Consider the following 1,491-nt stretch of genomic DNA (forward strand, 5'->3'; position numbering starts at 1 on the left):
CTGATATGACTTTCCATGTCAATCGCGATACCTGCGTTTTTGGCTTTTCCATAGGCAAAGGAATTTCCTGAGGGCGACGTAGCAGTAAGGCCGACGGTGAATCACGCTGATATCCGCGGGTTGGGTACCGCATTACGGAGGTCCGTCATATGAGCCTGCCACTTTCTTACGCCGCGAGTCGGCCTGCTGTCTGCCGTCGCGAAGCGGCGCCGTGGGTTGCTCTTGTACCGGGCTACGCCGCCTTCAGGAAACTCTCAAGAATGTTGTGACGGTGTTTTGCCTCGTGAGTGTTATGCCTGCTGTGCAGCGCGCCGCGGCAATGCCAGTGACATCGCCATTCGGCCGATATCCCAGATAAAGCCCGCGAGTTCCCGGGCGACAGCTACCACCGCAACATTGACGTTCTTGCCTCGCGTCGCAAGTTTGCGATACTTCTTGCATAGCCGTAGCTGTGCGTCCCACGCACGATCGACGATCGCCTTTGGAATGCCTTCGTGTCGAGGCTGCAGTGTTTTACCTACGCGGGCCGGATGTCGGTAGCTCCACGCTGCTTCGACCAGCAGCTTTCTTGCATAGCTGTTGCCCGCTTTGGTGACGCCCCCTTGGCGTCGCGTTCCTCCGGACGAATGTTCTGAAGGTGTGATGCCCAGCCACGCCATCAACTGGCGTGGATGCTCGAAGCGTGAGAGATCGCCGAGCTCGGAGATCATGCCGACTGCCGTAATGAACTGGATGCCGCGCATCGCCTGTAACGCCAGCACTGCCGGATAGAAACCCCACTCGACGACGGCTTCGCGTAGCGCTACTTCCAGTCGCTCACACTGTGCTAGCCGATCCTCGATTGTGCGTCGATGTTCTTCAAACGCAAGTTGCCTCCATGCTGTCTCGAAGGAATATTTGCTTAGCCAGCGTCGATGTGCGGCGCCCCAGTCCGCGCGTCCGACATAGTGCACACCGTGGCTTAGCAGGAAGGACTTCAGTCGTTGTCGCGCGTGCCGTAAATCGTCCCTCGCCGATGCCCAGGCTCGCGCCAAATCCCTGAACGCCTCGTCCTCGACGCTTGGTACATATACCGCTGAGAGGTCGCCGGCACGCAGCGAACGCGCCAGCTTTATCGCGTCGCGTCGGTCAGTCTTGACCCGTTCTCCAGGCTTTCGTGGAATCAATGATGGCGCACATACCATGCAGTCGAAGCCTTGCTTGACCAGACGCCGGTACAGCCCGTAACCGCAGGGCCCAGCCTCGTAGACGACTCGGATATGCCGCCCTTTGGATCGCAGTCGCTTGCACAGGCGATCAATTTCCGTCGGCGTCGTCCCGATCTTACCCATTAGCTCAACTTCACCCGAATCAATCGTATAGGCAACTGTGATCGACTCCTTATGCACATCAAGTCCGACGTACACCGTGCTATCGTTGTCCATGCTGGCCTCCGTGGGGAAGTTGCCGGGGTGCGGCCTTTGCCCACCCATGCGGCTCTGGCAGCGATGC

The 1,491-nt window shown here is 58.8% G+C and carries 1 protein-coding gene; it reads right to left on the reverse strand.

Annotation, left to right across the window (positions count from 1 at the left end; translation table 11 throughout):
- Positions 1 to 290 precede the first annotated feature (290 nt).
- Positions 291 to 1,424, reverse strand: coding sequence for an IS110 family transposase (locus QCE88_RS41895; RefSeq protein ID WP_309911925.1), 1,134 nt, complete (start codon positions 1,422 to 1,424; stop codon positions 291 to 293).
- Positions 1,425 to 1,491: the final 67 nt, after the last annotated feature.

This window comes from Caballeronia sp. LZ035 (assembly GCF_031451175.1).
Classification (GTDB): Bacteria; Pseudomonadota; Gammaproteobacteria; order Burkholderiales; family Burkholderiaceae; genus Caballeronia.

What these genes read in the sequence shown, in the direction of transcription:
- QCE88_RS41895 (WP_309911925.1), bottom strand. Translation starts at nt 1,424, where the DNA reads ATGGACAACGATAGCACGGTGTACGTCGGACTTGATGTGCATAAGGAG.